The 25,531-nt window shown below is 69.6% G+C and carries 19 protein-coding genes; 9 read left to right on the forward strand and 10 right to left on the reverse strand.

Translation table 11 applies throughout. The annotated features are described in order from the left end of the window. Window positions 1-9 precede the first annotated feature (9 nt). Together ACFWIW_RS19470 and ACFWIW_RS19475 are read right to left on the reverse strand one after the other, a co-directional pair. Window positions 10-4,872 carry an RHS repeat-associated core domain-containing protein gene (locus tag ACFWIW_RS19470; RefSeq protein WP_378369692.1) on the reverse strand — a complete coding sequence of 1,621 codons (4,863 nt, stop codon included), beginning with the start codon at window positions 4,870-4,872 and terminating at the stop codon, window positions 10-12. A gap of 168 nt (window positions 4,873-5,040) precedes the next feature. After that, the gene (locus tag ACFWIW_RS19475) at window positions 5,041-5,835 is read right to left on the reverse strand and encodes a helix-turn-helix domain-containing protein (RefSeq protein ID WP_378369693.1); all 795 of its coding nucleotides are present in this window, start codon (window positions 5,833-5,835) and stop codon (window positions 5,041-5,043) included. On the opposite strand from ACFWIW_RS19475, the gene ACFWIW_RS19480 reads away from it, so the two are divergent. The 3 genes from ACFWIW_RS19480 (at window position 5,822) to ACFWIW_RS19490 (ending at window position 8,184) form a co-directional block, all read left to right on the forward strand. Next, a complete protein-coding gene (locus ACFWIW_RS19480; protein WP_378369694.1) occupies window positions 5,822-6,382 on the forward strand; it encodes an FG-GAP repeat domain-containing protein in 561 nt (186 codons plus the stop codon). The genes ACFWIW_RS19475 and ACFWIW_RS19480 overlap by 14 nt on opposite strands. A gap of 24 nt (window positions 6,383-6,406) precedes the next feature. Next, window positions 6,407-6,700: a hypothetical protein gene (locus ACFWIW_RS19485; protein ID WP_378369695.1), complete on the forward strand. Its 294-nt coding sequence runs from the start codon at window positions 6,407-6,409 to the stop codon at window positions 6,698-6,700. 170 nt (window positions 6,701-6,870) lie between these two features. Beyond that, window positions 6,871-8,184, forward strand: coding sequence for a PQQ-binding-like beta-propeller repeat protein (locus tag ACFWIW_RS19490; RefSeq protein WP_378369696.1), 1,314 nt, complete (start codon window positions 6,871-6,873; stop codon window positions 8,182-8,184). On the opposite strand, the gene ACFWIW_RS19495 is transcribed toward ACFWIW_RS19490, so the two are convergent. Next, a complete protein-coding gene (locus ACFWIW_RS19495; protein ID WP_378369697.1) occupies window positions 8,174-10,864 on the reverse strand; it encodes an AAA family ATPase in 2,691 nt (896 codons plus the stop codon). The two genes, ACFWIW_RS19490 and ACFWIW_RS19495, sit on opposite strands and share 11 nt — an antisense overlap. Before the next feature lie 76 nt (window positions 10,865-10,940). Between ACFWIW_RS19495 and ACFWIW_RS19500 the strand changes: the two genes are divergently transcribed. From ACFWIW_RS19500 to ACFWIW_RS19515, 4 genes are all read left to right on the forward strand, one after another. Then, window positions 10,941-12,305 carry an MFS transporter gene (locus ACFWIW_RS19500; protein WP_378369698.1) on the forward strand — a complete coding sequence of 455 codons (1,365 nt, stop codon included), beginning with the start codon at window positions 10,941-10,943 and terminating at the stop codon, window positions 12,303-12,305. A gap of 25 nt (window positions 12,306-12,330) precedes the next feature. Beyond that, window positions 12,331-13,182, forward strand: a complete 852-nt coding sequence (locus tag ACFWIW_RS19505) for an SDR family oxidoreductase (RefSeq protein ID WP_378369699.1) — start codon at window positions 12,331-12,333, stop codon at window positions 13,180-13,182. Next, complete coding sequence (locus tag ACFWIW_RS19510; protein ID WP_378369700.1) at window positions 13,179-13,592, forward strand: Dabb family protein; 414 nt, start codon at window positions 13,179-13,181, stop codon at window positions 13,590-13,592. Before ACFWIW_RS19505 ends, ACFWIW_RS19510 begins: the two co-directional genes overlap by 4 nt. Before the next feature lie 181 nt (window positions 13,593-13,773). Further along, a complete protein-coding gene (locus ACFWIW_RS19515) occupies window positions 13,774-15,027 on the forward strand; it encodes a DUF222 domain-containing protein (RefSeq protein ID WP_378369701.1) in 1,254 nt (417 codons plus the stop codon). A 420-nt stretch (window positions 15,028-15,447) separates the two neighbouring features. Here the strand turns inward: ACFWIW_RS19515 and ACFWIW_RS19520 are convergent, their stop codons facing one another. Next, window positions 15,448-17,799: an ATP-binding protein gene (locus ACFWIW_RS19520; protein ID WP_378369702.1), complete on the reverse strand. Its 2,352-nt coding sequence runs from the start codon at window positions 17,797-17,799 to the stop codon at window positions 15,448-15,450. A 30-nt stretch (window positions 17,800-17,829) separates the two neighbouring features. Further along, window positions 17,830-18,819, reverse strand: a complete 990-nt coding sequence (locus ACFWIW_RS19525; protein WP_378369703.1) for a helix-turn-helix transcriptional regulator — start codon at window positions 18,817-18,819, stop codon at window positions 17,830-17,832. A 78-nt stretch (window positions 18,820-18,897) separates the two neighbouring features. On the opposite strand from ACFWIW_RS19525, the gene ACFWIW_RS19530 reads away from it, so the two are divergent. Further along, window positions 18,898-19,236, forward strand: a complete 339-nt coding sequence (locus tag ACFWIW_RS19530) for a YybH family protein (RefSeq protein WP_378369757.1) — start codon at window positions 18,898-18,900, stop codon at window positions 19,234-19,236. Window positions 19,237-19,287: 51 nt separating this feature from the next. Here ACFWIW_RS19530 and ACFWIW_RS19535 read toward each other — a convergent pair whose 3' ends face one another. The 5 genes from ACFWIW_RS19535 to ACFWIW_RS19555 form a co-directional block, all read right to left on the reverse strand. Further along, window positions 19,288-20,079: a hypothetical protein gene (locus tag ACFWIW_RS19535; RefSeq protein WP_378369704.1), complete on the reverse strand. Its 792-nt coding sequence runs from the start codon at window positions 20,077-20,079 to the stop codon at window positions 19,288-19,290. A 260-nt stretch (window positions 20,080-20,339) separates the two neighbouring features. After that, window positions 20,340-21,737, reverse strand: a complete 1,398-nt coding sequence (locus tag ACFWIW_RS19540) for an amino acid permease (RefSeq protein WP_378369705.1) — start codon at window positions 21,735-21,737, stop codon at window positions 20,340-20,342. 42 nt (window positions 21,738-21,779) lie between these two features. Next, a complete protein-coding gene (locus tag ACFWIW_RS19545; RefSeq protein WP_378369706.1) occupies window positions 21,780-22,394 on the reverse strand; it encodes a DUF2238 domain-containing protein in 615 nt (204 codons plus the stop codon). A gap of 34 nt (window positions 22,395-22,428) precedes the next feature. After that, a complete protein-coding gene (locus ACFWIW_RS19550; protein ID WP_378369707.1) occupies window positions 22,429-23,208 on the reverse strand; it encodes an isocitrate lyase/phosphoenolpyruvate mutase family protein in 780 nt (259 codons plus the stop codon). 26 nt (window positions 23,209-23,234) lie between these two features. Next, complete coding sequence (locus ACFWIW_RS19555; RefSeq protein WP_378369708.1) at window positions 23,235-25,052, reverse strand: glycoside hydrolase family 76 protein; 1,818 nt, start codon at window positions 25,050-25,052, stop codon at window positions 23,235-23,237. A 173-nt stretch (window positions 25,053-25,225) separates the two neighbouring features. On the opposite strand from ACFWIW_RS19555, the gene ACFWIW_RS19560 reads away from it, so the two are divergent. Next, a complete protein-coding gene (locus ACFWIW_RS19560; RefSeq protein WP_378369709.1) occupies window positions 25,226-25,531 on the forward strand; it encodes a hypothetical protein in 306 nt (101 codons plus the stop codon).

Raw genomic sequence — 25,531 nt, forward strand, 5'->3', positions numbered from 1 at the left:
CGACGTCGGTCACAGCGGTGGCTTGAACTCGCCGCTGATCGTGTCCATCCGCGTGCCCACCGGCGGGAATTTCGTCAGGAAGTCGTCCTTCATCCGGAAATCGATGAACTTCTGCAAATCGGGCGTCAGGTTCTTGTATTCGGCGCTGAGCACGAGGTGTTCCCGGATGCCGCGCTCTTCCGGGTTGACGGCGTCCGGCCATTTGACCTTGTCGCTGGCGGTGACCGAGTAGTCCACCTCCAGGCGCCCGGCCTCTTGCCGGAACTCCGCCGGGGTCTTGTTGATCCCCAGTGCGTCCAGCTTTCGCTGCAGCTCCGGATCCTTCATCCCGCCGACGGCTTCCTTCACCTGGCCGATCTTGATGTCGGCCTCCTTCAGCTTCCCTTCGAAGTTGCCCGACATCTGGGCGTTCGCCTTACGGGACAGGGTGGTCATGTTGTCCGCGGTGCCGGAGCCGCCGAGCACCTGGTTCTGCAGGTGTCCCTTGATGAAGTAGCCGTTGGGGTGGTCGGGTTTGTACCCGATCTTGTCGTTGGGATCGGGCGAACGCAGCTTGTCGAGCTCGGCCTGCAGGCGCGGGTCGTAGTTCGAGTGACCCTTGCCGTTCAGCCCGTCGACGTCGGTGAGATGGTTGCCCGCGGGCTCGGTCCCGCCGGGGTACTGGCCCTTCCCGGAGCCGTCGAGCGTCCCCTTGCCCTCCTTGCCGCCGCCCTCCATCACCGTGCGGCCGGAATCGCCGTGCGACTTGTTGGCATCGCCGGTGATCGGGGGTTCGTACCTGCTGGTCTTGGGCCGCTTGGCGAAACCGGCGCCGTTGCCCGCGTTGCCCGTCCCCGGGTTCTGGTTCACCGCCGGCCTCTTGGCCTTCTGGCACGGGGCGGGGGCGTTGAAGGTGTCGTCGTCGTCGAGGTAGGCGTACGGGTCGTCGGCGTAGTTGGTCTGCTTGCCCGAGTTCCTGGTCAGGCCGAGCGGGTCGGCTTCGAGGAACGGGTCGTCGACGTAGGTCTCCGGATTCGGCCCGGGGGTCAGGCCGAGCGGATCCGGGGAGAGGTAGCGGGCGTTGACCGGGTCGTAGTAGCGGAAGAGGTTGAAGTACAGCCCGGTTTCCGCGTCGTGGAACTGGCCGGGGAACCGGAGCGGCGTTTCCGGGCGGGCGCCGGGGGCGACGAGGCCCCAGACGCTCGTCCGGACCGGGCTGACCCGGCCGTCCGCCGGGCCGACCAGCTCCGTCGGGGTGCCGATCTCGTCGGTGATCACCGCGGCGACCTCGGTCCGCCCGCCGGGCAGGGTGCGCGCCTGCGCCACCACCCGGTCCCCGTGCGGATGGCGGATCCAGGTCAAGGTCTCCACCGGGGCACCGCCGAAGCTGTGCCGGGCTTCGACGAGATCGTTGCCGTCCCAGGTGAAGTCGACCCGTTCGGCGACCGCGCCCGCGAGGTCCAGCCGCTCCTTGGCCACGCGCCGGTCCAGCGCGTCGTAGCGGTATCGCCACCGGCCGCCGTCCGGCGTGTGCACGGTGACCAGGTGGTCGTGCGCGTCCCAGCCGAACACCCAGGTCAGCTCGGTCCCGTCCGGTGCGGGCAGGGTCCGCCGGATCACCCTGCCCTGCCCGTCGTGGACGTAGCGCGCCGCGCCGAGTGACGAGGAGAGCAGATTGCCGAGCACGTCGTAGGCGTAACGTTCGGCGGCGGCGTGATGATGCGCCGCGGTGATCCGGCCCGCGTGGTCGTACTCGTAGCGCACTCCGCCCGCCGGGTCCTCCCGTGCGGCGACGCTGCCGTCCGGCCGCCGGTGGTAGCGCTTGGTGCCGGCCGGGGTGTGCTGCGCGACGAGCCTGCCTGCCGCGTCGAATTCCTGCCGCAGCAACGGGTTCGGCCCGGCGGAGAGGGCGACCGTGCGACCGGCGGAGTCTTCGCGCAGGGTCAGCTCGGTGCCCGCGATCCGCAGCAGCTCCGCCCCGTCCCCGGTCTGTCCCCAAAGGACGTCCACTCCGGACGGAGTGCGCATCGTCTTGGTGCCGCCGGAATAGCCGACGGCGGTGTCCCCGGCCCCGCTCGTCTGGCGGACGACCCGGCCCGCGTCGTCGTGTTCCAGTTCCAGGACACCGTCCGGGCCGGTGGCGCGCACGAGGCGGCCCACCGGGTCGTAACGGTAGGTCTCGGTACCCGACGGGCTGATCCGCTCGATCGGGTTGCCGAGCAGGTCGTAACGCCACTCCACGATCTCGCCGTCGGCGCCGACCCGCCGCACCCGCTGCCCCGCGGCGTCGTAATCGCACCGGGTGATCCGGCCCGCGAAATCCTGCTGCGTGAGCAGCCGTCCTTCGGCGTCGTAGGTGAAGTGCCAGGTCTGCCCGGCCGGGTTGGTCACCGCGACGAGCCGCAATTCGGTGTCGTAGCGCCAGATGGTGCGTGCGCCGGCGGGATCGATCGTGGCGGTGATCGTGTCCATCGGGCCGTTCTCGGTGCGGAAGGTCCTGCCGAGTTCGTCGATGCGGGCTGTTTCCCGGCTCTCGCCGTCGAAGGCCCACTGACGGCGGGTCCCGTTCGCGGCGACGACCTCCCGCAGGGAGCCCTCCACCGTCCACGCGTAAGTGGTCCGGCCGTCGGCGTCGTCGATCGCGCGCGGCCGCCCGAAGAGATCGACCTCGAGCCGGGGCACCACTTCACCCGGGCCGGGTTCGTCGCCGTAGGTGTCCTCGAGGTGCTGGTCTTCGGTGACCCCGAGCGGGTCCGTGTACGGATCCGGCACGTTCGGGGCCGTGTACCGCCGCCGGAACACCCGGTCGCCGTCGGCCACCTCGATCGCGAGCTCGGTGTGGGTCCATTCCGTGAGCACCACGCGGGAGCCGTCGGCGCGGAGCACCGAACGCAGCCGCCCGGCCGCGTCGTGCTCGAACACCGTCCGCCTGCCGAGCTGGTCGGTGCGGTTGAGCAGCACGTCGCGCGGGCCGTACTCGCTCCGGGTCACGCCGCCGAGCCGATCGGTCACCCCCGCGGTGTTGCCGTCCTCGTCGAACTCGTACACCGTGCGGAAGCCGAAGGAGTCGGTGACCGTGGTGGTCCGCTCGCCGAAGACGAGCGACGTGTCGAGGTAACCCTGGTCCCCGACGCCCCGGACACAGCGGCCGTGTTCGTCGTAGACGTAGCGGTACCAGGCGCCGCTGTGGTCGGTCCAGCCGGTGATCCGGCCCTCGGCGTCGTGGCTGTAGCGGGCCGGAAGGGGCGAGGAATTCGCGCGGGAGCTGAGATGTCCACGCGTGTCGTAGTCGTAGCGGGCGACGGGGACTTCGGTGGCTTCGGCCAGCGCGCGGATCGCGCGGATCCGGCCGTCGGCGACGTCGAAGGCGATCCAGGCGCCGCCGGAGTGCCTGAGCGTCGAGGGGGCGCCGTGGTCATCGTGTTCCAGCTCGACGTAGGCGTGCTCCTCGGTGCGGATCTCCTTGAGCAGGAACAGATCCGGGTCGCCGTCGGCCGGGGCGAACCGGCGTTCGGTGCCGCGCCCCGGATCCGTCAGGAAGTACTCGGTGCCTTCGCCGCGCAGCCGCCGGAGTGGTCCGTGCAGCGCGGTGGTCTCCGTTCCCGGCGCGGGCACCGGGAACCGCAGGATCATCGCGTCGGCGGAATAGTAGGTGACGGTCCCGTTCGCGATGGTCAGCCGCTCGTCCACCAGTGTCGCCCACGACGGGCCGAACCAGCGGCCGCCCCGGTAGGACGAGACGTGGTTGCGGACCACGAGCTGGCCCAGCGGTCCCGGCACGACCAAATCGCTTTCGGTGACCAGCACGTCCCCGCTCTGGACGTCGATCGGGTCACCGCTGCCATCCTTGCAGCCCGGTTCCTTGGTCTCGGACGGATTCCGTTTGTCACCACTACCGGTTTTCGCGCCGGAGGCCGTGGTCGAGCCGCCGCCCGGCGGACCGTCGAGGCCACGCGAGTTGTCCGGCGGGTCGTTCTTCGGCGGCTCGTTCTTGGGCGGCGGGTCGGTCCTCGGCGGGTCGTTCTTCGGGGACGAGTGGTCGCCGGACGGCGTGGTGGACTCGTCGCCGTTCTTGTCCTTGGGCGGGCCCTTGGGTTTCGTGTCCAGATCCTTCGGCTTCCCCGAAGGAGTGACCTTGCCGCCCTTGAGGTTCTTCAACGCCTTCGCCGCGTCGTCGAACAGGTCCCCGGCCTTCTTCAGCAGCGGGACCAGCGCCTTGAGCGCCTTCACCAGTTTGGTCGTGAGGTCGGTGATCTTCGCCGCCGTCTTCGCCACGGCCGCCACCACCTGCGGCACCACCCAGGTCAGCCCGATGCCGAGGGTGAACACCACCTGCAGCGCCCACGAGATCAGATGCCCGATCAGCTCGGCGATGATGTCGCGCACCAGGGTCCGCACCGCGGCGACGACCTCGCCCGCGGTCTTCACGCCGGACGACGCGCCTTCGGATCCCTTTTGCGCGGACTGGATCACCGTGGCGGTGTCGGCCGCCTGTGCGCGGTAGGCGTCCGCCGCCTCGCCCTTCCACGACTCGAGGTCCTTCTTGACCAGGACGGTCAGTTCCTCGCTGACCTCGCCCAGTTCCTTGGCCACGTTCGCCCACGTCTGCGCCTGCGCCTGGACCTCGTCGGCGTTGCCCGCCAACGCGTCCAGCGCGTCCTTGAGCGGACCCACGTGCTCCATCAGCCACGACACCCCGGCCGCCAGGATCGCCCCGAACGGGTCCAGCGCCATCGACAGCGCGTCGAGCGCGGTCCCGACCACGCCCATCGCGACGCCCGCCCAGTCCCCGGATTCGATCGCCGTCTTCAGCCCGTCCGCGGTCTCCAGCAAGGAGACGCCGGTGAACCACTTCGTCGAATCCTGAGTGGGCGCGATCAACGGATTGGACACGTGACTTGCCTCGCTTCAAGATGATCGGAACGCCGGGGTGACAACCTTGTCATTCAATCATCACGAGCCCGGCCGGATCAGGCGGCCTGTCCCGGGATCGCCGATGAGGCGGGAAAAGTCTGCCCGAACGGGCAAGGGACTCGGACGTTCGAAAACCGCGTTAGGCGCTCAAAGGGACATCGGCGACACGGGGCCGGCCTTGCGCACCAGCGCCGCGCCGAGGGTGCGGGCGGCGCGGGCGACCGTGTCGGACAGCGCGGCGAGTGGCTGTGGCGGCGCGAGCACGGCCGCGATCGAACCGACCGCCCTGCCGTTCGGCAACCTGATGGCCGCTTCGATGGCGACGAGCTCGTGTTCCGCCTGCCAGACCGGGCAGAAGCGGCCGATACGTTGCGGCACGGTCGATCCAGGGCGGAAAAGGAGGTGGTCTTCCGGCCGGGCGAGGCTGGCGGCGGCGATCAGGATGTTCCCGTCGCAGGGCACGGCGAGCACCGAACTCGCTCGTGTGGTCGCGGTCAGGCGCCGGAGCTCGCCGCGGGCCAGCTCCAGCAGGCGCGGATAGGGTTGCCACGATTGGCCGAGCCGGAATGCCTGCACGCCGACGCGATAGCGGTTTTCGCTGCGCTGGACAACCTCCAGTTCGGTCAATTGCTCGAGTAATCGATGTGCCGTCGCTTTCGGTATCGAGCAGGAATTCGCCAGCTGGGTCAAGCCCGCTTCACCTTGATGCCGTACCAAGGCATCCAATAGGGTGAAAGCGCCTTCGAGGACGCTTCTCGCTCTTCTCTTGGTCTCCATTGAAATCCCCTCGCGCGGTCCACTGGACGGAAACCTTGCTGACAAGGCCAACACGTCGGTGTCAGGGTGGAACGGTCCCGGTGCGTATCTTCGGTCAAAAAGCGCGGACTGGGAAGAGTGCATCCACCGAACGGAAAGAGGTTCGAGCAAAATGCGAAGATCCATTCGGCTGGGGACGGCGTTGGCGGGTTTGCTCGCCGGTCTGCTCGTGGCGCCCGCGGCGGCCGCGGACGAGGGCGATGTCCGCGTCGCGGCCTCGCCCCCGTCGCAGAAGACCGCCGCGGACTTCGACGGCGACGGGTTCGCCGACAAGGCGGTTTGGCGCCCTGGCAACGGTGTCTGGTATGTGATCCGCAGCAGCAACGGCAGTGTGGTGACACAGCAGTGGGGTGTCTCGGGTGACGTGCCGGTCGCCGCGGACTACGACGGTGACCACCGGGCGGACTTCGCCGTCTGGCGGCCGTCCAACGGTATTTGGTACATCATCCAGAGCAGCAACGGCGCGGTGGTGACCCAGCAGTGGGGTGTGGCCGGTGACGTTCCGCTGACCGGCGATTTCAATGGCGACGGCCGCTCCGATTTCGTCGTCTGGCGGCCGAGTAATGGGACCTGGTACGTGCTGGGTATCGCCACCGTGCAATGGGGGGTGGCCGGTGACGTTCCGGTGGCGGGTGATTTCAACGCGGACGGACGCGCCGACTTCACCGTTTGACGGCCGAGCGACGGTGTCTGGTACGTGCGGGGAATCGCGACCCAGCAATGGGGTGTCGCGGGCGACATTCCGGTGGCGGGCGATTTCAACGCGGACGGACGGGCGGATTTCGCCGTCTGGCGCCCGGGTAACGGCGTCTGGTACGTGCTCGGTATCGCCACCCAGCAATGGGGGGTGGCGGGCGACGTGCCGATGGCGGGTGACTTCGGCGGCGACCCGCGGGCGGACTTCGTGGTGTGGCGACCGTCGAACGGGACCTGGTACGGCCTGAACCTGTTCACCACCCAGTGGGGGATATCGGGCGACATCCCGGTCTGAGCGCCGATCCGCCGCCTTCCGGGCCCGGAAGGCGGCGGGCCGGTCTGCCCCGCCTTGACCAGCGAATAGTGACACTTTGGCGCAAAGTGCCACACGAGGGGTGGAAGTTCGGCTAACGTCCTGCCGCGGCTCCGACCGGAGCGAAGAACCGAGCAGGAGAAGGTGCGCGCATGCGGCGATTTCTGGTCATCGTGGCCTGCCTGGGGGCCGTGCTGACGGCGTCAGGCTGCGGAACGGACGGCGACCCGGCCCCGGTATCGAGCGGCACGCCGCCCGCCGGGCAGCCGCCCGCGTCGGCCACGCCGGAGGCGAAGACCGCCGATCCGCCTCTGTCGTTCGACAAGAGCGCGCCGGTCGGGCTTCCGGCGGGCGCGTTGCGCGCCAACGTGGCCGGCAACGTCACCTCGCTGTTCACGACGTTGCGCGGCCGCACCGGCCACATCGTCACGCCGACCGCGCTGAACGCGGTGGATGTGCTGACCGGGCAACAGAAATGGACCGTCCCTTTCGAACAGCGGCCGGGTGACCCGTACAACCAGAGCGGGCCGTTCGTCAACACGACCGGACCGCGCCCGCCAGCGGTCGGGGACAGGCTCGTCGTCGCCGCCGTCCCGGTCGCCATTCCGGAGCAGGGCACCACGCCCGGCTACATCGCGCTGTCGGTGATCGCGGCGGACGTGGAGAAGGGCACCAAGGTCTGGCAGTCCGAGACCAGGGTCTCCAAGGACGAATACGGCAGCGCGAGCAACGCCGTCACCGAGGTCGTCGCCATCACCGACAAGGCCGTCGTCGCCCGTTACGGCCGCTCGGACGACCACATCACGGTCGCGCTCGACCCGGCCAGCGGTAAAACCCTGTGGCAGCGCGAAGACTACGAAGCAGGCAGCGTGCACGGCGACGTCGTCGTCGGCGCCGACTTCAACGTCGCCGAGAACTCTTCGATGGTCCAGGCGACCGCGCTCGATCTGATCACGGGTGAGCAGAAATGGGTCGCCGCCGCGAAGTCTTCCCAAATCGGCGTGACCCCCGCCGATCCGGCGCTGGTCGTGCTCACCAGGACCGACTACGGCAGTGGCGACCCGTCGCTGCTGTTCCTCGATCCGGTCACCGGCGCGGAAAAGACCAAGGTCGCGGGCGAGGGCGGGTTCGGCTCCAGCTCGTACGGAACCTGTTACCACGACAAGCGATCGGTGCTCGTCTGCGACGCGGGCGGTGTGCTCACCGGCTACGACGCCGCGACCGCCGCCAAGCTCTGGACCCTGCCGGACAAGGCGGCCGACCGGGTCGCTCCCGGTATCACGGTGGCGTGGCACGGCGCCGTCTACGGGAAAACCGGCGGCGGCAAGCCGATCGTGCTGGACGCCAGGACGGGTAAGGACCTGGCCACCGACGACGTCGGCGTGGTCCCGGTGCTCGTGAGCGAATACGCCGGGATCGGCGCGGGCGAAAACGGGGCTCCGTCGGCCTATCCGGTCAAGAAGTGACCCCGGCGTCGAGGAGATCGGGCATACCCCTCAGCTGCCTGCGCGAGGTGATGCCGAGTTTGCGGAAGATGTTGCGGAGGTGGGCATCCACCGTGCGGGGACTGAGGAACAGGCGCGTGGCCACCTCCTTCGAGGTCGCGCCCGCGGCGACCTGGCGCGCGATATGCGTCTCCTGCATGGTCAGGTGGTCGTAGGAATGCCCGGTGCGGCTGCGGGCGACCTCCCCGGTCGCGCGCAGCTCGCCGGCCGCCCGCCGGGTGAACGCCTCCAGCCCGATGTCCGACAGCCGTTCGTGTGCCGTGCGCAGATGCTCGCGTGCCTCACGACGGCGGCCCTCGCGGCGCAGCCACTCGCCGTACCGCAGCTGCGCCCGGGCGAGGTGCACCGCGAGCGGGCCGTTCTCCAGCTGCCCGAGCGCTTCCAGATGGTCGGCCTCGGCGTCGGTGACCAGTGCCCGCGCGGCCGCCGCGATGCCGAGGGCGAAAGCGGTTCCGGCGGCTTCCGTGCGTTCGGCCAAGGCGTCCAGCGCCGACCGGGCGGCGGCGTGCTCCCCGCACCGGACCGCGGCCTCCACGAGCTCGGGCAGCGCGATGCCGGTGAGGAAGAGGTCACCGCTCGCCACGGCCCGGTTCGCCGCGTCGAACGCGGCCGGGTACTCGGCGAGACCGTTGTACAGCACGGCCGTCGCCCAATGGACGTTCGCGGTCAGCTGGCCGTTGCCCCGGGTCGTCGCCTCGGCGAACAGCTCGAGCACTTCCTCACGACGGCCGCGCATGGCCGCCAGATGCACTCGGGGATAGAGCTGCGGCGCGTCGCCGACGGCGTCGGCGATCGCCTCCTCTTCCGCGATCGCGGCCATCGCCCGGCCGAAGTTCCCGGTGAGCACCGCGTGCAGCGCCACCTGCGACAGGCCGAGCCGGATGGTCATCGGCGATCCGGTGTCCCGCCCGGTCCGCACGAGCCAGCCGACGATCGTCGCGTGCAGATCGATGTCCCACAGTTCGCCCGCGAGCACGGTGGCCAAGGCCGGCGTCCTGGTCCAGCCGTCGTCGTCGCCGGTGAGAACCCGGCGAAGCGCGGGCACTCCGGCATGGTGTCCTTCGGTGGTCAGCCGCACGAGCGCATCGAGGAGGTCCGGCGGCCCTGGAGGCGCCGAGCGGGCCGCGTCGAGAACGCGGTCCAGCACTCCCGCGGCCCTGCCGACGACGAGCCCCATTTCCAGTGCCAAGACGAAGAACTCGCGCGATCGCTCCGGATCGACGTCGGCGAGCCGTTGTGCCGCCCGCAAAATGAGTTCCGGCCCCCGGACGGCGCCCTCCGCGCCTTGGACGAAGGCGATCCGCCCGCGCAGCAGATCGACGGAAGCGTGCTGCGGGACGTCCAGTGTCTCCGTGTCGACGCTGGCGAGCAGATCCGCCGCCGCGTCCGTCCCGCCCGCTTCGAGCGTCGTCCTGGCGGCCGCGAGGGTGCGCTCGGTCTGCTTGGCGGGATCGAGCGAAAGCGCGGCCGCCCGCTCGAGGAACGCGGCGGCGGCCGCCACGCCACCACGCGCCTGCGCACGCGACGCCGACAACTCCAGCTCCGCCGCGACCTCTTCGTCCGGTCCCGTGGTGGCCTGGGCACGGTGCCAGGCCCGCCGGTCACCGGCGGTCTCCGGATCGGTGACCTCGGCCAGCGCCCGATGCGCCGCGTGACGCCGCTCCGGTTCGGCCGCGCGGTACGCGGCGGACCGCGCCAGCGGATGACAGAAGCGCGCCCGCGTGTCGAACCGGATCAGCCCGGATGCCTCGGCGGCGGCGCTCGCGGCGGGCACTTCGATGTCCAGCCGCCGCGCGGCCGCCCACAGCAGGCCGGGGTCGCCGGTGGGATCGGCGCTCGCGAGGATCAGCAGCCGTCGCGCGTCCACCGGCAGTTCCGCCATCCTGGCCAGGAAACTGCGCTCGATCCGGCTCGCGACCGGCGACGGCTCCGGCAGCGCGAAGCCGCCCGCTTTCGGCAGCTCGATCAGGGCGAGCGGGTTGCCGCGTGCCTCGGCGAGCAGGCGGTCACGCACCCGCTCGTCCAGCGTCACGGTCTTCTCCCCGGCCAGCAAGGCGCGCGCGTGCGTGTCGGTCAGCCCGCCGACCGTCAGCCCGGGCAGTTCGTCCAGCCCACGGACCGGATCCCGGTCACGCGCGGCGAACACCATCGCGATCGGCTCGGCCGCGATCCGCCTCGCCAGGAACGTCAACGCCCTCGCCGACGCGGTGTCCAGCCAATGCGCGTCGTCGACCAGGCACAGCACCGGACGCGTCCCGGCGGCGGTCGCCAGCAGTTCGAGCGCGGCGAGGCCGACGCGGAACGGGTCCGGCGCGCCGTCGGCCAGCCCGAAGGCGACGAGAAGGGACTCGCGGTACGGAGCCGACAGCGCGTCGAGGTGCTCGAGCGCCGGAACGCACAGCTGATGCAGCGCCGCGAACGGCAGCTCGCCCTCGAACTCCGACCCGGACGCGCGGATGAGCTGGAATTCCCCCGCGGTCGCCTGTTCGACGTGGTCCAGCAGCGCGCTCTTGCCGATCCCCGGCTCACCACGGAGGACGAGCACCCCGCCCTCGCCCCGGGCGGCCGCGCGGACCAGGGCGAGGAGGCGATCGATCTCGTCCCGCCTGCCGACGAGCGGGCGGGAGGACGTCGTGGGCATGGCCTGAACCCTAGCGAGGAGAACTAGGTGATTGTCGCCGACGCGAGCGGAGAGGGGCTCGCGCGATCGTTGCGGCATGACAGTACGGGAGACGAAACGGATCTCGCGCGGCGTGGCGATGGCAGGCCTGGCGAGCGCCATGTTCCTGGTCATCCTCGACGCCGCGATGGTCAACCTCGCCGGCTCGACCATCCGGCAGGGCCTGGGACTCACCGCCGCCGAGCTCACGGTGGTCGTGGACAGCTATCTGGTGACCTTCGCCGGCCTGCTGCTGCTAGGCGGCAGGCTCGCCGACGTGCTCGGCGCCAGGAAGGTGTTCCTGACCGGAATGGCGGGCTATCTCGCGGCGACGGCCTTCTGCGCGCTGGCCACCGGTGGCGGGATGCTGATCGCCGGGCGGATCGGCCAGGGGATCGGGGCCGCGATCCTGATGCCCGCCGCGCTTTCGCTCGTACTCGGCCTCTACCCGTCTCCCGCGGAACGCACCAGGGCGATGGGGATCTGGGGCGCGATCGCGGGGGCGGGCAGCCTCGCCGGCGTCTTCCTCGGCGGAACGCTGACCGAACTGCTCGGCTGGCAGGCGGTGTTCGTGGCCCCGGTGCCGTTCGGTGTCGTCGGCGCGTTCGTCGTGTGGCGGGCCGTGCGGCCGGTACCCGGAAGGCCGGGCCGGTTCGACGCGCTGGGCGCCGTCACGATCACCATCGGGATCTCCGGGCTCGCGCTGGGCATGGTCTCCGCCTCGGACGCCGGCTGGACCGCTCCCGGCACCGTCGCCGGGCTCGCCGCGGGTCTCGTTTCGCTGGCGGCGTTCGTGATCGTCGAGCGGCGTTCCGCGCGGCCACTGGTCCCGCTCGGGGTGTTCCGCCGGAAACCGGTGGTGACCGCGAACCTGGTGATGGTGCTGATCGGCGGCACCCTGACGAGCCTGTTCTTCTTCCTGCCCCAGTACCAGCAGGACGTACTCGGGATGAGCCCGCTGGCGACCGGAATGACCCAGCTCCCGCTCGCCGTCATGATCATCGTCGGCAGCGTCCTCGCGCCGATGCTGGCGAAACGCGTCGGGCTCGGCCGCGCGCTGCCCGCCGCCCTCACCGTTCTGCTCGCCGGTTTCCTTTGGCTGGCTTGGGATCCGACGACCAGCGGCTTCTCGGTCGGTCTGCTGGGCGCGTTCCTGCTGATCGGCACCGGGCTCGGGCTGGGCGCCGTCAACGCCACCGCGATGGCGGTCCGCGACAGCGCGGACGGTGAAGCGGGGCTGCTCAGCGGACTGGTCAACGCCGCGCAGCAACTGGGCGGCGCGGTCGGGCTCGCCGCACTCGCCGGAATCGCCATCGGCGCCGCCGGAACAGCCGGCGACATCTCGTTCACGACCGCGTTCCTCGGCGAAGCCGCCTTCGTCGTCATAGCCCTCGCGGTGTCACTCGTCTCCGCGAAACGTTGACCCCACCAGGAAAGGACACTCCACAATGGACACAGTATTGGTGACCGGCGCGACCGGAACCGTCGGATCCGCGTTGATCCCCGCCCTGCGAACCCGCGGAGTCACGGTCCGCGCCATGACCCGGGACCCCGGCCGTTCCGTTCCCGGTGCCGAGACCGTCGTCGCCGACCTGCGTGACCCGGAATCGGTCGCCGCGGCGCTGAAAGGCGTCGACGTGGTCTTCCTCAACAGCCCGTCCGCGGCCGACGCCGCCGCGGTTCAGATCCGGTTCGCCGACCTGGCCCGCGACGCCGGCGTGAACCGGCTCGTGCTGCTCTCGCAGTACGCGGCGCGGATCGACTCGCCGGTACGATTCCTGCGCTGGCACGCCGAAGTCGAGGCGCACGTCCGAGAACTCGGGATCGACCACACCGTGCTGCGCCCCAACCTGTACCTCCAGGCGCTGCTCGCCTTCGCCCGCACCATCGCGCAGGGCTTCATCGCCGCCCCCATCGGTGACGCCGCCGTCAGCGCGATCGACACCAGGGACATCGCGGACGCCGCCGCGGCCGTGCTGACCGGTCCGGGACACACCGGCCGGACCTACACGCTGACCGGCCCTCGCGCCGTGACCCACACCGAGATCGCCCACGCACTTTCCGTGGCCATGGGACGGAGCGTCGTCTTCCACGACACGCCCGCCGAGCAGTTCGCCGCCGCGCTGAGCGGTCTGCTCCCGCCGTGGCAGATCGACGGTCTCATCGAGGACTACGCCCACTACGCCCGAGGCGAAGCCGCCGAAGTACACAGTTCCGTCGCCGACCTGACCGGGAAACCCGCGCGTGACGTCACCGACTTCGCCCGCGACCACGCCGATGCCTTCAGGTCGGTCCGATGATCTACCACTGCATCCGGTTCACTCTCAAACCCGGAGTCTCCGAAGAGGAGAAAGCGGCGGGTCTGGCGCGGATGGGCGAGCACGTCAACGCGATTCCCGCGATCGAAGCACGCGTCGTCGGTCCCGATTTCGGTGGTGAATTCGACTACGGCGCCGTCACCGTGCTGAAAGACATCGAGGCGTATGAGCAGTACATGAATCATCCGGTGCATCTCGCGATGGACCGGGCCGGATTGCCGCTGATCGACCGGTTCGTGTCGTACGACGTCACCGACGACCCGGATCCGGAGATCGGGGCGAAGATCGCCGACGTGCACCGGCGACGGTTCGAGAACGTGCCTGACGTTGCCGAGTTGGTCGCGGGTCTTGGGGAATACACCGGGAGTGCGGCGCCCGGTTCTATGCGGTGAGGGGCTTTTGCGGACGGGGTTTCGCTCGTCCGGTGGCGCTTTCTGTGATCGGCCTGTCAGGAGGGTTTCGCCGAGGGTGAATATCCTTTGAGGCCGATTCACTCTTCGGTGTTGTTCGTGCGTTTCGCCGGTCGCTTAAAATTACAAACACGTGTTCGAAGAAAGGTGCTATTATGGAGTCGTGTCCGAGACCTTCCTCCCCGAGTTGCCGCAGGAGCTGTGGCGTGCCGGCAAGCTGGAGCTTGCCCATGGTGTGCAGCAGTCTCTGCAGGTGATCCGGGTGGCGACCGCCGCGTTGGGGCGGTTCTTGGCGGAGATCGAGTCTCGGGGCGTCAAAGACTTGTACGGCCATGGCAGTACGGCCAGCTGGCTCGCGGATGTGGCGGGCTTGTCGCGCGGCGAGGCCGGTGCGATCGTGAAGCGGGCCATCGCGCTGAACCCCACCCGGGCTCTGGACGGCACGGAGGTTCCGCCCGTCGCGCCCGCGACCGCCGCCGTCGCCGCCGAAGGACTGATCGGGAACGAACGGATCGATCAGATCCTGGAGATCTTGAAACGGCTCCCCGCCGACACGTCTGCCGAGGATCGGGCGAAGGCGGAGAAGATCCTGGCCGACCTCGCCCCGAACGCCGGACCCGCACAGCTCACCAAGGCCGAGGCGAACCTGCTGGGCTGGCTCGACCCCGACGGCAAGGAACCCAAAGACCCCGAGCCTAAGGAACCGCGGCGGGAAATCACCCTGGAGCGCCGGAAAGACGGGTTCTGGAAACTCACCGGCCTGCTCGACGACGAGACCGGTGCCCGCACCGCCGCCGCACTGGAGGCGCACGCCCAGCCACGGCCGGTCGACGAATTCGGGCAGGCAGATCTGCGGATGAAATGCGAACGCATGGGAGACGCCTGGGCCGACCTCCTCGACCTGGCCATCGCCTGCCCGGACCAGCCCGGCACCAGCGGCTACCGCACCCTCGTGCACGTCACCATCGGACTCGACGAACTCAAATCGGGTCTCGGCACCGCGTGTCTCGATTTCGTGGGGACGATGACCGCTCGGGAAGCGCGGCTCGCGGCCTGCGACTGTCTCATGCTGCCGGTCGTGATGAGCACCTCGGGCGAACCCCTCGATATGGGGCGCCTGCGAAGATTCGTCACACCCGGGCAGAGACGCGCCCTGAACATCCGCGACAGGGGCTGTGCGTTCCCGGGCTGCCATCGGAAACCCAAGAACTGCCACGCTCATCATATTGAGCACTGGGCAGACGGCGGACCCACCGACCTCCGAAATCTCGTGCTGCTCTGTAGCTTCCACCATCGGTTGATTCACCACGGCGACTGGGAAGTACACATGGCCGCCGACGGGCTACCGGAATTCATCCCACCCCAATACCGAGATCCGCTCCGACAACCCCGCCGCAACACCCTGCATCACAGCTGACCACCGAGGAGCCCGTCGGCCACACCGACGACGGGCTCCTCGGCATGCCCACAGTCGCGCCGGGCACCTGAGAGCCTCCGGAACCTGGTCTCGGCTCGGCGGCTTCGACCACCGCCGACGGATGTCCGTGGATGGGTTACCAGGGTTCGTTCCGAAGACCTCGGCGCGGTACCCGCCCGCTGCACCAGGTCACCCGCCTCAGCGCCGGGAGCCGCCCCGTAGATCCCGGCGCAAAGCGAAGACGAAGGAACCGGCAGAAATCCCCGCCCCGTTCTGCCGGAAAACCTGCCTGGACCCCATCGTCACACCGGCTTAGGTTTGTGCCGGTCGTTCAGCGGCGACTCGGAACCGATGGCCACCGGACACGGCCATCGGGCTCCGAGCCGGAACCGGTCATGAACGAGGCCGGCGCGCCACGGTTCAGGGGAGTCCGCCGAGCCGATCACCGAGACCACGAGCGCGTTCCCGGTCCGCGCGCGCCGACTCCGGATCTCCCATCTCGTCCGCCACAGCCGCTCGTTCGCCGAGGGTGTCGATCTGAGCCTGGGTCAGCCCGATGCGTTCGTAGAGTTCCTCGGCCTCGGACAGGCGGCGGTGCGCGGTCGCGTGGTCGCCCTGCCGGCGCAGGAACCGTCCGGTCTCCTGGAGCGCGCGGGCCTGTCCCATGGCCGCTCCGTGACGGCGGAACAGGGCGAGCGCCGTTTCGCATTGGGTGAGCGCGCGATCGGGCGCGTCGAGTGCGGCCAGGTTCTGTGCCGAACGCAGCAGCACGAACGCGTAGTTGGTGTCGTCCACCGGGGTCCGCGTGCCGCCGTGCTCCTGCGCGAAGTACCGGACGCAGACGTCGAATTCCTCGGCGGCGTCGGCGAACCGGCCGGTCCGGTACCAGTACGAAGCCCGCATCGTCCGTGCCACATGGACTCCGAGCGGGTAGCCGGCCTCTCCGAACAGGCGCGCGGCCTCGTCGAAGAGTTCCGGTGACGTGTCGCGGGCATGGGCGCTCGTCAGATACACCCGTGCCCAGCCCTGTTCGCGAGGGTCGCCCGCCTCCACCGCGGCGTCCCACGCCAGCCGGGCCATCCGGATCGCCTCTTCCGCCCGGTCGCGCAGCGAAGCCTGCACCCAGGACAGATAGTTCCGGTGCACCGCCTCGTCCCGTTTGCTGCCGAGCGCGATGGCCGAGTTCACGGCGAGTTCGAACACGTCGTACCAGACGCTCGCGGTTCCGCCGATCTCCGAATACCAGTGCATCGACTCGGCGAGATCGAGGACCGGCCGGTGGTCGCCGCGCGCGGCGGCGCTCTTGACGGCGGCGAGCCAGTTCTTCAGCTCGACTTCGAGCCATCTGCCCGCGCCGGTGTGGTCCCCGAACGACGGCGTGGCGACCGGGAGCGGGCTGACCCCGTCGGTCGGGTGGAAATAGCGGCCCGCCGCCGTCGCGGTGCGCACCAGCCAGCCGGTCAGCCGCTTCTCCGCCGCGGCGACGACTTCCGGTGATTCCTCCAGGGCGAGCCGTTCGGTCGCGAAGACCCGCAGGAGGTCGTGGAACTGGTACCGCCCGTTCTCCTGAGACGTCTGCAGCAGGCTCGCGTCGGCCAGTTCCTCCAGGAAGACGGCGGCGTCGTCCTCGTCGGCGGCTTCGACGAGCGTCATCGCGGCGCCCACCGGGAAATCCGCCGCCGGGACGAGCGACAGCCGCCGGAACACCGTGGCGGCGTCCGGGCTGAGCTGGCGGTACGAAAGTTCGAACACGCTGCGCACGTCGAGATCGCCGGCGGTCAGGGTGGTCAGCCGCCGGCCGCGGTCACGGAGCTGGTCCACCAGACGCGTCAGCGGCCACGCCGGACGGCTCGCCAGCCGGTTGCCCGCGATCCGCAGCGCCAGCGGCAGCCTGCCGCACAGTTCGACCAGTTCGAGTGCCGCTCGCCGTTCGCGCGTGACGCGGTCCGCCCCGACGATCGCCGACAGCAGGGCGATCGCGTCGTGCTCACTGAACACGTCGAGGGGGAGCCTGCTCGCGCATTCCAGCCCCACCAGCATCTGACGGCCGGTGACCAGGGTGAGACATCGCGGCCCGCCGACCAGCAGCGGGCGGACCTGGGCTTCGCCTGCCGCGTCGTCCAAGACGATCAGGGTGGCCCGATCCCGCAACAGGGACCGGCACAGACCCGCCCGGTCCTCCGGATCGGCGGGGATGCGGACGGCGTCGACGCCGAGCGAGCGCAGGATCAGGTGCAGCACGTCGGCCGGGTTCGCCGGCTCGGCGGACATGCCGCGCAGCTTCAGGAAAAGCCGCCCGTCGGGGAATTCCCCGGCGAGGTCGTGCGCCGCGCGGACCGCGAGGGTGGTCTTGCCGGTCCCCGGCGGCCCGCTCAGGATCGCGACCCGCCCCGACCGGCGCCGTCCGTCGCACAGATCCGCGGAAAGGGCGCGCAACGCGTCGAGATCCCTCTCGCGTCCGGTGAGATCGTCGACGTCCGCCGGGAGAACACCGATCGGATGTGCCTTGTGGATCCCGGGTGAGGGGGTACGGCCCTGCCTCGCCGCCTTCTGCAGGCCGGTCAGCTCTTCGTCGGTCAGCGACAGCGGCGTGGCGAGTGCTTCGATCGTCCGGCGTTGCGGGCTTTTGGCGATCCCCCGCTCCATGTCGCTGATGGCCCGGACGCTCACCCCGGATCCCTCGGCGAGCTCCTCCTGCGTGAGATCGGCGCGGACGCGGTAACCCTTCAGCAGCACTCTGAAACTCGCCCTTTCCAGGGCGGCGTTCGTCATGACCGGATTATCCCGTCCCGGTCGGCGGGCTCAACTTGACTTTGGTCTCAGCGGCACGGGGTACCGGGCGGTGATCGCCGCGGCCCGATCCCGCAGCGAAGCGCGTAACCAAGGCGGGGCAAGGGCTTCCGCGTCCGCTGCGAGCTGCCACAACGCCCACTCGGCATGCCGCGCGTCCTGGAAGGTCACCTCCAGCTTCAGCCTGCCGTCCTCTTCGGTCTCCTCCGAGAGCACGGCGAGCGCGGTGCCCACCAGCTGGTCCCGGCGAGCGGGATCCACCCGCACCTCGACCGCGACCAGGTCCCCGCCGGTCCGGAACCGCGTGCCGCGTTCCTGCCAGGCCCGGTCCAGATCGACGCGCTCCGCTCGTTCCGCGGGTTCGGGGAGTTCCTCGGCGGCCCGCAGCCGGGACAGCCGGTAAGTGCGGTCTTCACCGGATCTCGTGGCCAGCAGGTAGCCCTGATCCCGGACGGTGACCAGGCCGATCGGATCCACCGTGCGCCACCGCGCCGTCTGGCCCGAAGCCGCGTAGTGGATGCGCAGTTTGTGCCCGGCGAACACCGCCCGCCGGACCTCGGCGACGATGGCGTCGGGCACCTCCTCGGCGGCAACCCGGCGCGAGAGGAGATCGGTCTCCGGGTCGATGAGCAGCCGCCGGGCCGCGCCCGCCGCGGTGTCCCGCTGCCCTTCCGGCAGCGCGTCGATCACCTTGAGCATGGCCGACGCGAGCGCCGAGCCGAGGCCGAACGCCTGCGCCCCACGCCGTGATCCCGCGATCAGCAGCGCGAGCGCCTCGTCGTGGTTCAGCCCGGTGAGTTCCGTCTGGAAACCGGGCAGCAACGCGAAACCGCCATGCCTGCCGCGTTCGGCGTACACCGGCACACCCGCGGCGGACAGCGCCTCGATGTCCCGCAGCACGGTGCGGGTGGAGACCTCCAGCTCGCGGGCGAGCGTGGTCGCGGACAGCCGTCCCCGGTGCCGCAACAGCAACACCAGTGAGACCAGCCGGTCGGCGCGCATGCCGAAAACCTTAGCGGAATACACGACACAGGATGTCGTGTATTCGCTGCGAAGCTCCTCCCCATGACAAGCAGGACTGTGGCCACTGAGCCGAACGATCTTGGCAAATTCTTCATCGAACGGGGCAACGCGGGTGATGTCGACGGACTGGTGGCGTTGTACGAACCGGACGCGGTGCTGGCGTTCCCGCCGGGCAACATCGCGAAAGGGCACGCGGAGATCCGCAAGGTGTACGAGGAGTTCGTCGCGGCCGCGCCGGAACTCCTGCCGGGCAGGCAGCATCCGGCGCTGGCGGGCGGGGACCTCGCGCTCACGGCGTCCACGCTGACCACCGGCGAGATGACCGTCGAGGTCGCCCGCCGTCAGCCGGACGGATCCTGGCTGTGGGTGCTCGACCAGCCGGTGTTCGTGCCGTGACGGGACGGCTCGCCGGTGACGGGCCCCGTCATCGGCGAGCCGGATACGGTGTCAGGCCGTGCAGTTCCTGGCCGTGCCCGTGTTCACCTTGGCGCCGGTGAACTCCTCGATGATCGCGATGTTCTCCGGGGCGTAGTTCTTGGCGACGATCTTGGCCACGTCCGCGCTGCCGAGTTTGGCGGCATGGGGCGCGGATCGATCCAGCCAGTAGGCCGTCCGGAGGAACTCGATGAGCACGAATTCGCGTAATTCGGGCTGCGCCTTGATCTTGGCCCAGTAATCGGGATGCTTCGTCTTGGCGACGCGCAGGTACAGCTGGAGGTAGCGCAGGTTCGTGGCCGCGATGTCGCGGGAATTGCTCGCGCCCACTCCTTGGATGTACTCGGCGACGACGGTCGCCGCGGGCAATCCCATGAGCCCGGCGTTGAGTTCCGCGATGACGCCTTGGATCCGGTACGAACCCTGCTGCTGGTCGCGCAGGTAGATGTCGTCCATCGACCGCGTCAGATCGTCCGTGATCAGCGGCAGTATTTCGCGGCGGGGGAATCCGCCGTGGATCGGGACCTTCATCGCCTTGCGGGAAGCGTCGATCCAGGCGGAGACATGGACGTCCCACGAGGTTCTCGAAGGATCCAGATCCCACATGTGGGTCTCTTCGTGGATCGCCACCATCAGCGATTCGGCGAGCGCGTTGAAGCTGGTCTTGTTCACGAACTGGCTGAAGTACTTGTCCTTGGCCTGGGCGATCGCGAGGCCTTCGCCGCTGGGCCAGCGCCGCTTGTACACGGCCTGGATCGTCTGAAGCCACTTCGTGGACTGGAAACCGGCCTTTAAGTCACTCACATCGGCTTTCGGCTGGACGGGTTCTTCATAACAGAAGGGAGCCGCCGCCTCTTGAGCGGCGGCAGGGGAGACGGGGAATGGGGAGAGGGACAGGACGAGGCACGCGGTCAGCACGGTAATGCGATTTCGGCGCATGAATTCCTCGGTTCACGGTAGGGTTTTCCGTGGTCGGACGGAAGTGTCCCCTATCGATCACCGTCACTTCAACGATCCGGCCGGTACTGCGGCTGGACAGGCTAGGAATTATGGCGGCGAACGGGCTATTCCGCGGCCAGCCGGGATCGGCGCATGCTGTAACCGAAGTAGATCAGCAGGCCGAGTGCCATCCAGCCGGCGAAGACGATCCAGGTGGCGCCGTCGAGGCTGAGCATCATGTAGCCGCAGCACAGCACCCCGAGGATCGGCGTGACGGGGGAGAACGGCACCCGGAACGAACGCGGTGCCTCCGGCTGCCGCCGTCGCAGCAGCAGGACGGCGACGTTCACCAGCCCGAAGGCGAAGAGCGTGCCGATACTGGTGGCGTCGGCCAGCTTCCCGAGCGGGATGAACGCGGCCAGCGCCGCGACGAAACCGGACACCACCAGGGTGTTGATCCGGGGCGTACCGCTCTTGGGATCCACTTTGGACAGCGAAGCGGGCACCAGGCCGTCGCGGGACATCGAGAACAGGATGCGTGTCTGTCCGTAGAGGACGGTCAGCACGACACTGGAGATCGCCACGATCGCGCCGACGGCGAGCAGCCCGGCCCACAACGGATTGCCCGCCACGACGCCGAGCACATGCGAGAGCGCGGCTTCCTGGCCGTCGAACTCCTGCCACGGCAGCGCGCCGACCGCGGCGACGGCGACCAGGCAGTACAGCACGGTGACGATGGCGAGCGAGAGCAGGATCGCCCTCGGCAGGTCGCGTTGCGGGTTCTTCGCCTCCTCGCCCGCCGTGGACGCGGCGTCGAAACCGATGTAGGAGAAGAACAGTTTCGCCGCGCCGGCGCTCAACCCCGCCAGGCCGAGCGGCAGGAACGGGGTGAAGTTCGCCGCCCGCACCGCCGAGAACGCGATCGCGCAGAACAGCACCAGCGTGCCGACCTTGATCACGACCATGATCGCGTTGGCCCGCGCGCTCTCCTTCGCGCCGGACAGCAGCAGGAACATGGCGAGCAGCACGACGACGATGGCCGGGACGTTGACGATCCCGCCCGATCCCGGAGGCTGGCTCAACGCGTCGGGGATGGCGAAACCGAACGTCAGCCGCAGCAGTTCGTTGAGGTATTGCCCCCAGCCGACGGCGACCGACGCCACCGAGACGCCGTATTCGAGCACCAGGCACCAGCCGCAGACCCAGGCGACCAGCTCGCCGAGCGTGGCGTACGCGTAGGAGTACGACGAACCGGACACCGGGATCATCCCGGCCAGTTCGGCGTAGGAGAGCGCCGAGAACAGCGCGGTGACACCGGCCAGCACGAACGACAGCACGACCGCGGGACCCGCGACGGGAACCGCCTCACCGAGCACGACGAAGATCCCGCTGCCCAGCGTCGCGCCGATGCTGAGCATGGTCAGCTGCCCGAGACCGAGGGAACGCTTCAGCGTGCCGTGATCACTTTCGGTGATCAGGTCGGCGACCGGTTTACGCCGCACCGCCGCGGCTCGCAAATTCATGACGACGACCGTATCTGCCGCCTCGGCGGCCGACGGTCCCGGCTATCGCCCGATGAGTTGCCGGTCATGCGCCCGGCGCCAGACCAGCAAGGACACCACCGCGCCGCACAGGCAGAGGAACATGTCCCACTGGGTGTCCCAGACGTCTCCTTGGGTGCCGAGGAAGTCGTCCGCGCCCGAGCCGAGGAGGAGTGCGCTGGCCCACTCCACGAATTCGAAGCCGGCGGCGATCGACAGGCAGACACAGACGGTCAGGAACGCGACCCAGCCGCCGGGGCGCAGCGGCGTCCGCCGCAACAGCACCTCGCGTACGGCGATCGCGGGGACGAAACCCTGGACGAAATGGGCGAACCGGTCGTAGTTGTTCCGCTGGGTGCCCAGCCAGTCCTGCACCCATTCCCCGGCCGGGGTCTCCGCGTAGGTGTACTGCCCGCCGTAACAGAGCACGAACGCGTGCAGCACCAGCAGCCAGCAGAGCAAGCGGGTCAAGGGAAAGCGTTTGCGCAGGGCCACCACCAGCGGCAACCCGATCAGCACCCAGACGACTTCCAGCAGCCAGGTGCCGGGCGATCCGGCCTGGACCCCGGTCGCCACGAGGACCGCGAGCACCGCGCCGGCCAGCAGGGTCCCTTCCGTCCGGCCGACACCGCGCACCATGGGAGGGACCCTACTTCGACGGGCTCCGGCTCGCTCAGTTCAGCTTGCGCATGTCGGCGGGCAGGCCGCCGCCGGCGTAGACGTCCTCGGCGAGCTTCGCCAGCGCGGTGAGCGCGACGTTCTGGCTGAACGGCCCGTAGGACACGCGGGAGACGCCGAGCTTCTGCGCGGTCGCCAGCGGGATCGAGCCCGGGACGCCGATCAGGTTCACCTTGCGCTCGCCCAGCGCCTCGACCAGCCTGCCGACCTGGCTCTCGTCGAGCTTGCCGGGCACGAAGACGTTCGACGCGCCCGCGTCCAGGTACGCGCGGCCGCGGGTGATCGCGTCGGCCAGCACCTCCTCGGGGTCACGGTCGCCCGCCCGGAGGAAGGCGTCGGTGCGGGCGTTGAGCACGAAATCGATCCCGGCGGACTGGGCGGCGGCGACCGCGGCCTCGACGGCCTTGACGGACTCGGCCAGCGGTTTCATCTGGTCTTCGAGGTTGCAGCCGACCGCGCCCACCTCGATCGCCCGGGCGACCGTGCCGCCCGGGTCGCCGTAGCCCGCTTCCAGGTCGGCGGTGACCGGCAGATCGCCCGCCACACGGACGACCAGGGCGACCTCGGCGATCATCTCGTCGCGGGGGATCACCTCACCGTCCGGGTAGCCGCGGGCGGCGGCGATGCCGTGGCTCGGCGTGGCGAGCGCCTGTGTGCCAGGGGTTTCGGCGACGACCTTCGCGGTGATCGCGTCCCAGACGTTGACTACGAGCAGCAGTTCGGGGGCGGCGTGCAATTCCTGCAGCCGCTTGGCCTTGTCGGCGGTGGAAACCATGTCTCCAATCTAGAGGTTCGCCAGGCTCACGACGAGGCGGTGAGAGCGCCGAGCCCGCTCGCCTGCGTCCGCCAATCGGCCTGGTTCGGTGTCCCGCCCGCCCAGCGCTGGCCGATCCGGTTCAGCGGGTCGCGATCCGACGCCCACAGCGTGTCCGCCTGCCGCCGGGCGTAGTCGCGGTAAGCCGTGGAGTTCGTCGCGGCGGCGAGATCCGCGAGGAACCGCATGAAGATGCCCTTGAACTGCTTTTGATTGTCGTCACAGGAGTTCTGGCCGACGTCGCACGATTCGGTGAGCACTCCGTTCTTCGTCAGCACCGTGCCGGTCACCGCCGCGTCGCCCAGCCGCCGGGCCGCGTCGAGCCAGCGGGTCTCGCCGGTGGCACGCCAGATTTCGACCAGGCCGCCGATGCCCAGCCCCTGGTTGTAGGTCCACACCGTCTGGCCGTTGTTGCGGCAGTCGCGGGTCAGGCCGTCGTTGACCAGCCCGGACGCGTTGATCATCCCGCTGCCGAGGTACCAGTCCGCGGCGGTCCGCGATCGGTGAAGCCATACCGAGTCGCCCGGCGTCCGGCGGTGGACCGAAGCCGCGAGCCGCAGGTACAGACCACTCGTGACGGCGTTCTTGTAGGTCCGCTCCCGGTCCCACCAGACACCACCGCCGCACGTCCCCGGATCCCAGTACCGGTGCACGTACCCGGCGATCGTGGTCGCCATGGAGAGATACCGCGGATCGCCGGTGTGGTCGTAGGCGGCCACCCACGCCAACCCCCACCAGGCGCTGTCGTCGATGGCCCGGCTGGCGAAATTCCCTTCGATGGCGTCAGAACTTCGCTCGCCCGCGGCGAAAACGCCGCGGTTCTGCTCGAAGGTCCGCGCGATGATCCAGTCGAACCGGCGATCCCCGGTGGTCCTGGCGTGGTCGATGACCGCCGTCAGGGTCGCCGCCGAATTCCACCAGCTGCTCGGCCACCAGCCCGGATACGGATCGTAGGAGTACAGGAGCGCGTCGGCCGCCGCCCGCGCGCGATCCGGCGCAGGCCGGGCCCACGCCGTACATGATCCTTCCTGGTGCCCGGCTTCCCGTCCGCAGGCACGGATCGCGCCGCCGTAATGGCGGCCGCGGGGATCGCGGGTCGCGAACAACGCCGTCCGTCCGGTGCTCGCGCCCGCGGCGACCGGTGTCCGGCCGAGCGAGGAACCGCCCGCCCAGCTCGCGCCCGCGTCCCACGAGCGGTCCAGCCAGATTTCGTCACCCCGCGCGCCGGATTCGATGGTGCCCCAGGCCATCGCGTTCCGGTCGACGTGCAGGCGGATCGTGCGGCCGGACAACGTCGTCGGCGGAACCGGCTGGGTGTCCCCGTCCGCCTGCGTCGACCCGTCGCAGACGACATCGCAGACCTTCGGATAAATCCACTGAGTACAGCCGATTCCGGCGGCGTCCCCGCACGCGCGGATCAGGCCGCGCCGGTGTTTCCCGGGATCGGTCACGTTGTACATCAAGGTCCGCGTGCCGGTCCAGGTGCCGGGAATGCTCGCCTTGCCCAGCAACCCTTCCCACGTCGCGCCGCCGTCCCACGACCGGTCGAGCCAGACCGCGTCCCCGGTCGTGCCCCGGTCGATACTGCCCCAGGCCATGCCGTCGGCGTCGGACACGTGGAGGCGAAGCAGCCTTCCGTTGATCAACGCGTCGGGAACCGGGAAGGTGTCCTCCCTGGCACGGGAAGGGTCGAGGGTGTCGCACGAGAGCACGCAGACCACCGCCGCGGCGGTCACCGGTTTCCCCGCCGGTGCGGGAATCGCCGTCAGGATCAGGCAAAGCACGAGATGGAGCAGCGATGACATCGTTGTCCGCCCTCGGGATCGGCCGTGCGCCGGAGCTGGGATGCCTTTCATGATCCGGGTTTCGTCACCGGGCGGTCAACGGGGACCACCGGTCAGATCTCAGGACAGGATTTCTGTTACGTGCCGGGCCGGGGCCACGACTGGTAGGGACAGCACGTTCGAGGGAGGCCTCCGTGGAGCTGACGATCAACGCCGCCGGTGACGAACAAGCGCTGACCGAGTTCTACAGCTGGCTCCGCGACGACGCCGACGTGACGCGGTCCGCGACGATCAGCTTCGCGGGGTCGCGGAACACCGAGGTCTTCGAGGTCATCTGCATGTCCATCGGCTCCCTGACCGGGCTGGCGAACCTCGGGATCGCTTGGGGCAACTTCCTGCGCTCCCGCGAGGAAACGCCGCCGTTCGTCATCTCGGTCGAGGGCGAGCTGACGGCGGAAGAGCGCGCCATGATCCGGAACCTGGACCTGCCGTTCTCGTGA

This window comes from Amycolatopsis sp. NPDC058340 (assembly GCF_042723975.1).
Classification (GTDB): Bacteria; Actinomycetota; Actinomycetes; order Mycobacteriales; family Pseudonocardiaceae; genus Amycolatopsis.